This is a genomic window from Terrabacter carboxydivorans (genome assembly GCF_039532035.1).
GTDB classification, from domain to species: domain Bacteria; phylum Actinomycetota; class Actinomycetes; order Actinomycetales; family Dermatophilaceae; genus Terrabacter; species Terrabacter carboxydivorans.
In genome coordinates this window covers 20,743-27,199 of record NZ_BAAARE010000033.1, presented here as the reverse complement: position 1 = coordinate 27,199, position 6,457 = coordinate 20,743, and the positions used below count along the sequence as shown (strand labels likewise).

Annotated in this window: 7 protein-coding genes; 6 read left to right on the top strand and 1 reads right to left on the bottom strand. The window is 65.6% G+C overall.

Annotated elements, in window-relative coordinates; all coding sequences use genetic code 11:
- Positions 1-363 precede the first annotated feature (363 nt).
- The 6 genes from ABD297_RS22185 (at position 364) to ABD297_RS22160 (ending at position 5,027) form a co-directional block, all read left to right on the top strand.
- Positions 364-1,236, top strand: a complete 873-nt coding sequence (locus ABD297_RS22185) for a tyrosine-type recombinase/integrase (RefSeq protein ID WP_344257306.1) — start codon at positions 364-366, stop codon at positions 1,234-1,236.
- A gap of 139 nt (positions 1,237-1,375) precedes the next feature.
- Complete coding sequence (locus ABD297_RS22180) at positions 1,376-1,621, top strand: toxin HicA (protein WP_344257305.1); 246 nt, start codon at positions 1,376-1,378, stop codon at positions 1,619-1,621.
- Positions 1,621-1,974: a type II toxin-antitoxin system HicB family antitoxin gene (locus tag ABD297_RS22175; RefSeq protein WP_344257304.1), complete on the top strand. Its 354-nt coding sequence runs from the start codon at positions 1,621-1,623 to the stop codon at positions 1,972-1,974. The genes ABD297_RS22180 and ABD297_RS22175 overlap by 1 nt, the downstream gene beginning before the upstream one ends.
- 330 nt (positions 1,975-2,304) lie before the next feature.
- On the top strand, positions 2,305-3,117 hold the full coding sequence (locus ABD297_RS22170; protein ID WP_344257303.1) for an alpha/beta hydrolase: 813 nt from the start codon (positions 2,305-2,307) through the stop codon (positions 3,115-3,117).
- Positions 3,118-3,363: 246 nt separating this feature from the next.
- Positions 3,364-4,281 carry a HipA domain-containing protein gene (locus tag ABD297_RS22165; RefSeq protein WP_344257302.1) on the top strand — a complete coding sequence of 306 codons (918 nt, stop codon included), beginning with the start codon at positions 3,364-3,366 and terminating at the stop codon, positions 4,279-4,281.
- Entirely contained in the window at positions 4,278-5,027 is a 750-nt protein-coding gene (locus ABD297_RS22160; protein ID WP_344257301.1) for a hypothetical protein, read from the top strand. The genes ABD297_RS22165 and ABD297_RS22160 overlap by 4 nt, the downstream gene beginning before the upstream one ends.
- A gap of 264 nt (positions 5,028-5,291) precedes the next feature.
- Here the strand turns inward: ABD297_RS22160 and ABD297_RS22155 are convergent, their stop codons facing one another.
- The gene (locus ABD297_RS22155) at positions 5,292-5,633 is read right to left on the bottom strand and encodes a hypothetical protein (protein ID WP_344257300.1); all 342 of its coding nucleotides are present in this window, start codon (positions 5,631-5,633) and stop codon (positions 5,292-5,294) included.
- Positions 5,634-6,457 lie beyond the last annotated feature (824 nt).

Sequence of the window (6,457 nt, the reverse complement as noted above, 5' to 3'; positions counted from 1 at the left end):
AACGGATCTCCTCGAACATCCGCACCGCCCGAGCCTTCAGCTCAGGCGGGTACCTCCTGGACGTGTTCCCCGGCATGACTCCAACCTTCCCAAGGTTCGAAGCCTCCCGACATCCCGGGGCGGTTCAAACCACGAAGCGGCAAGGTACGCACCTCGGCTTGGCTGCCAAGGTAGCCCTTCGTCGCGGTTCAAATCGCGCCCTATCGCCGCCTGCCGACGCGAGAAGTGGAACGGGTCTAGCGTCGAGGAGCCCCTCACGGCCGGTCGCGTCGGCGGCGAGCGGGGTCTGGCCCTAAGCCGGTCGCCGCATGAGGTGACCCCATGTCCACTCCAACTCGACTTCTTCCATTTCAGCCAGCGACCATGTCGACGGCGCAACTCGCCGCGGTGTCGTACCTGGCCCGGTACTCCGGGCGAACTCACGCCCTGTACTCGTTCCAGCTGCGGGAGTGGTTCGCCTGGTGCGAGAGCAACGGCCTCGACGCCCTCACCGGGATCCAGCGCGCTCACGTCGAGCTGTACATCCGGCAGCTCGGCGACCGCGGTCTGATGGACTCCTCGGTCAACACGATGATGCACGCCGTCCGCGGATACTTCCGCTTCGCCCACATCGACGGCCTCATCGCCGCGGACCCGGCCGTGTACGCCCGGCTGCCGAAGATTCACCGCGACGAGACCCGCACCCAAGGACTGGACCGGCTCGAGCTGATCCGGTTCCTGCAGGTCGCCCAGACCATCACCGTCCACCACGGCGCCCTGGCCTACCTGCTCGGCATCAACGCCCTCCGTGCCTCCGAAGCGGCAGCCGTGCGGATTGAGGACTACGCCGACACCCTCCGCGGCCACCGCGTCCTGCACCTGGTCGGCAAAGGCAACAAGCCCGCCACCATGCCGGTCACCGTCCCCGTGCTCCGCGCGCTCGAGGCCTGCCGCGGCACCCGGACGAGCGGCCCCCTGGTGCTTCGACCGGTCTCCGGCAAGCCGATCGACCGACGCGACGTCTACCGGATGGTCGCCCGCATCGCCAAGACCGCCGCCATCCCGCGGCACATCAGCCCCCACTCGCTACGGCACGCCGCCATCACCAACGCCCTCGACGCCGGCGTCCCCCTGCGTGACGCCCAGATCCTGGCCCGGCACGCCGACCCGCGCACCACCGAGCACTACGACCGCGCCCGAGGCAACCTCGACCGGCACGGCGTCCACTTCCTCACCGCCTACGTCGCCGGGGTGTGACATGCTCCGGCCCAGGCTCGCGAGACGCTCCGGCATTGCAACAACGGGCGCGGCAGGTCCCCCCATGGGATGTCCCCACCCCAAAGCCTCCCTGGGTGCCCACCTTGGAGACTGGTACTGCCGGTAGTACCATCAGAGTGTGGCCTCGGTGGAGTCAATCCTTACGGCGATGCGCAACAACCAACAGAACATCGCGTACAACGACCTCCACAAGGTCTGCGAACACTACTTCGGCAAGCCTCGTCAAACCGGGTCATCACACGCGGTGTTCAGGACCCCATGGCCAGGTGACCCCCGCGTCAACATTCAGAACGACAAAGGCAAGGCCAAGGCCTACCAAGTTCGCCAAGTGATCAAGGCAATCGACAAGAAGGAGGCCGAGTGATGGACACGCTAGAGCGGCCGCAGGTCGACGTGTCTCACTACACCTACCGTGTTGCGTGGTCGGTGGAGGATGACGAGTTCGTCGCCACCGTTGCGGAGTTCCCGTCCCTGTCCTGGTTGGCACCGTCTCAGGTGGAGGCCCTGCAAGGGCTCGAAGCCGTGCTGGCAGATGTCGTCCTCGACATGCAGGAACACGGCGAGGACGTGCCAGAGCCGATTTCTGAACGCAGCTACTCCGGCAAGTTCAACCTGCGGCTGGGCGAGAAGCTGCACCGAGAGGTGGCTCTGCGCGCGGCAGAGGAAAACCTGAGCATCAACCAGTGGGTCGTTCGAAAGCTCATGGCAGACGGCTGACACCCCCAGCCAACAAAGTCCTCGCAGGGGGCCGTTTCGGTTGCGTCCTACCGCTGCGTTACCGGCAGCTCCTGCGCGGCCGGCAACGTTGCAGCCTCAGAGGCTTTGGCAGAAGGGAGTGCCGGTGCTGATCCATGCTCGCCAAACGTCAACCCGAGGTGCTCACCCGGTTCGAGCCGAGAAGAGCCCGCTGACGGATGACCGACAGCCAACATCAGCCGCCTTTTCCTGCGACCCCCTCGACGGGCAGATCCAGCACGAAGAGGGCGCGAGGCTGGCCGGCGCGCCCAACCCCTTGCCGATCAGCTCCGACTTGGCGAGGGTGGGCGCATGGACCAGAGCGACCTCGAGTACGACGGACACGCCGGCCGCATCGTCGGCCGTCGCTGGGCCGGTGACCGCGCCGACTACATCGCCCTCCTCGTCCACGGCTACGGCGAGCACTGTGGTCGCTACGACCACGTGGCAAGGCGGCTTGTCGCGGACGGGGCCGTGGTCTACGCGATCGACCATGTCGGCCACGGCCGCAGCGCGGGCGAGCGGGCACTGGTCGACGACTTCGAGCAGGTCGAGGAGGACGTCCACCAACTCGAGGCGCTGGCCCGCAGCGAGCACCCGAGCCTGCCGATCGTCCTCATCGGGCACTCCATGGGCGGGATGATCGGCGCCCGCTACGCCCAGCGCTGGGGAGACGGCCTCGCATGCGTCGTGCTGACCGGGCCCGTGATCGGTACGTGGGAAGCCCTCGACAGGCTGCTCGCCCTCGACGAGATCCCCGACGCGCCCATCGACCCGGCCGTACTGAGCCGCGACACCGCCGTCGGCGAGGCGTATGCCGCCGATCCCCTCGTGTGGCACGGACCCTTCAAGCGCCAGACGCTCGAGGCACTGCGTGACTGCCTCCGCACGATCCGCGCGGCCGGCGTCGTCGACGACCCGATCCTGTGGCTGCACGGCGAGGCCGACGAGCTCGTGCCAATCGCCGGGTCGCGGCGCGGGTGGAGCGATCTTGCCGGTCGGCACGCCTCAGCAAAGTCCTACCCGGATGCCCGGCACGAGATCCTCAACGAGACCAACCGTGAAGTGGTGCTCGACGACATCCTCGACTTCATCCACACCCATCTGCCCGCACCGCCGCCCTGAGCAGAACGGGGAGGTCAGCGGACGGCCCGGGCACCGGCCGCCAGCAGCGTCAACGGCGGTGCGCGTCATGGGGCTTGCGACCGGCGAGGCGCGTCACACCGCCGCGTAGTCCCTTTCATGCCTAACGGAGGGTTCAACCCCCCGGCGCTCCGAGAGTGAGACTGACCGGCTGCAGGGCATGACCCCCGGCGGGGTGTCTGGGTGTCTGAGCGCGGGCCGGGGAGCCGTCGGTGGGATGATCCAGAGGTGACAGCTGACCGCGCCAGCTCCTCGCCGCGGCCCTACGACGTCTGGGACATTTCGGATTGGGCCGTTATGAGTCAGGAGGCACGAGGTCTTGACCCGAAGGACTGGGTAGTTCCGCCAGATCAGGTTGCCCTGCCGGGTCAAGCCCATTGGTGGCTGTTCAAGCCGATCAAGACGGCGTCTTATCGCCGCTACGACGACTGGGCCGAGAAGCTCTCAGCTGAGTTCGCTGGGCTGCTCGACCTCCCCTCAGCTCGCGTCGAGCTTGCGCGAGGCGAGGTAGATGAGGGCATCGTTTCCGGCAACGTGACGCCTGACGGATGGAGCATGGAATCGGGCGACGTCGAACTTTCGGAGTTCGATGGATACCTCTCATGTGCGACCGACGACCGGCCCCGCAATCGGGTAGGCCACAACTTGAAGAACATCGCAAGCGTCTTGGACGGGTGCTCGGGGCCGCCGGGATCCAGTTGTGAGAACTGGTCTGCATCCGAGGTGTTTGCTGGCTACCTCGTCTTCGATGCCTGGGTGGCGAACACGGATCGTCATGCCATCAACTGGGGGGTTCTCACGTGCGATGAGGATGGCCGGCAAGCGCTGGCGGCGTCCTTTGACCACGGCAGCGCGTTGGCGTCTGGGACGCAAGACGAGCGGCTCGCGTCGACGACCGTGGAGGACTACGCGCATCGGGGTTTCGCTGGCCGGTTCGAGGATGGAGCTCGCATGGCCCTCGTGGATCTGGCGCTCGAGTCCGTCCGCCGGACGGGTGGACGCGCGGAGTTGTGGCTCGAGCGACTGGCCGCCATCGAACCTGCGGCGATTGAGGGCGTGGTCGCGGACGTGCCGGCAATGTCAGAGGTCCGCCGTAGGTTCCTCTGTAGTCTGCTACTGATCAACCAAAGGAGGCTCGCGTCATGACGTCGACCGTCGTAGAACTTCCGACTCGCGCGCCCGTCGTAGCCACTCGGTTGCTTGTGACCGTACGGGACCCCGGTACGCGGCAATACCGCTCGGTGGGATTCCTCGGGCATGAGAACGACCGATTCAGCTTCGCCTACCTGCGCCGCGAACTCGCGCGGGACGGTTTCCGGCCACTGCCTGGGCTAGCGCGTGCCGTAGATGGCCCATTGCAGTCGGCCTCGCTTTTTCCGCTCTTCGCCGAACGCGTGATCTCTTCTCGGCGGCCAGATCGCCAGTTGTCACTTGACGCTCTGGGGTTGCCCGCGGATGCGGCGCCCATGCAGGTGCTCGCACGATCCCAAGGGCAGCGCGTGGGGGACACCATCGAGCTGCTCCCGGCCCCGGCAGTGGGGATTGGCGAGCGAGTGGCCTTCACGTTCCTAACGCATGGTGTCCGTTATCTGCCGGAGAGCGACCAAGATCGCATCACGACGCTGGTTCCGGGCGAGCCCTTGAGGTTTCGGGCAGATCCGGCCAACGAAGTGAACCCGCGGGCTCAGTTGGTCACCGACTTCGGCGACATCCAACTGGGCTGGCTACCCGATCCCCTGATTGACGTGGTCGAAGCCATCGACGAGCAACGCCTGAGTGTTGAGCGGGCAAACGGGCCTGACGTTGGCTTCCATTTCCGGCTGCTTGCTCGACTTGAGGGCCGAGTCGGAGAACGCGGTCTCTTCATTGGTTCCGACTGGGAGACTGCCTGAGGCAGGGACGCGGACGCGGATGATCTCGGTCGGCGTCAGGGCAAGCCCGAGTCTGATCCAGCGTTCGGCTTGCCGCGATCCTCTCGTACGGCCAGCCTCGACAAGGTGCGTCACTTCGCCGCGTACCGCCGGGCGCCTGGCCCTGAACTTCCTATCCGCGACGGCGGAGACGACGAGCCGCACGACAGCGTGCTTGGTGAGCCAGCGGGTGTCGACCTTGAGCTTGCGTGCGACCGTCGGAACCGCGCGAGCTCAAGGGACGCACTACGGTCTGATCCACCGTTCCATGCAATTGAGCAACGGCCGTGAAAGAGCTTGCCCAATTGCCTGAACGACTTGGTCGTCACGGACGAAGCCTTCGTCAGTTTGAAACCAGTCGTGCCCATCTGACTGCTGCACGCGGCAGAGGATCCTGAGCGGCTCGCCAGATTGATAACTTCCCTGAACCCGGTCAGAGTCTTCGTGGGGTCCCTCGAACGGGCCGTCGTCATCATTCTTCAATTGCGCCGCTGGGTACTTGACCTGTACTGGCTTACCTACCAGGTTCCAGGCACCGAGGTCAGAAACCACGAATTGCTCCCCTTTGGGCGCCGGATTGATCTTCATCTCTAAGGAATGGCTCCGGATAGAGCCTATCCCCGCCCTCTTGCTCGGCATCGAGAATGTGCGCTACCTCAATAGGAACCAGTTCTGCCCAAGTTCCGGCTCAGCGGCAATCGAGACGCCTTCCGCCCAGATGGTCTCCGACCACCGCTGCCTCCACTCCTCTGCAGACAGCTTCCCTCGAATTTCTGGGCCCAGCCGACGATAGAACTCATCGGTCCTACGGGATGACTGCCCTAGGAATGAGTAAGCCGTCAGTTGGGCATTGGCAAGCGGTACGTTCCTCAATTCTTGCCTACAGAGAGCCGAAGCGGACGTTCCAGCGACTGGAGACAGCGGGCAGAGCGACTCCTGGACGGGAGGGTAAGCAAGCCACGCGATCATCAAAGCAACCGCCACAGGGGCCGCAGCGCCAACGGCTTTCCAAGGCATCTTCACCGCTTCAACCTCTCGGGCCGGGTCACCTTGACTGCTGCCCGCCTTCTCGCTTGGGCATTTCAAGGGTGGTGCGTGTGTGAATGCTGCGTACGACTTGTTGCGCACACCGAGGTAGTGCGCAACGCCCGCTGTATCCGATGCTCCCCTCGGGGTCCCTGGCGTCAGTAGGGTGCAGCGCCACGTTCACCGGTGCCGCACCACAGCTGCGGCACCGGTCACGCCACTTGAGGTGCGTCAAACCGCCGCGAGTGCCGCCTGCGGGGTGGGAACGTCGACCTGCGCAAGCTGTCCCAGCAGCCCTGGCGCCCAAGTCCGAGACGGGCCGGAGCAGCCGCGGTTACGCTCAGCTGCACGCACATGAGGCGCTGATGGCCCCAGCATCGAAGCAG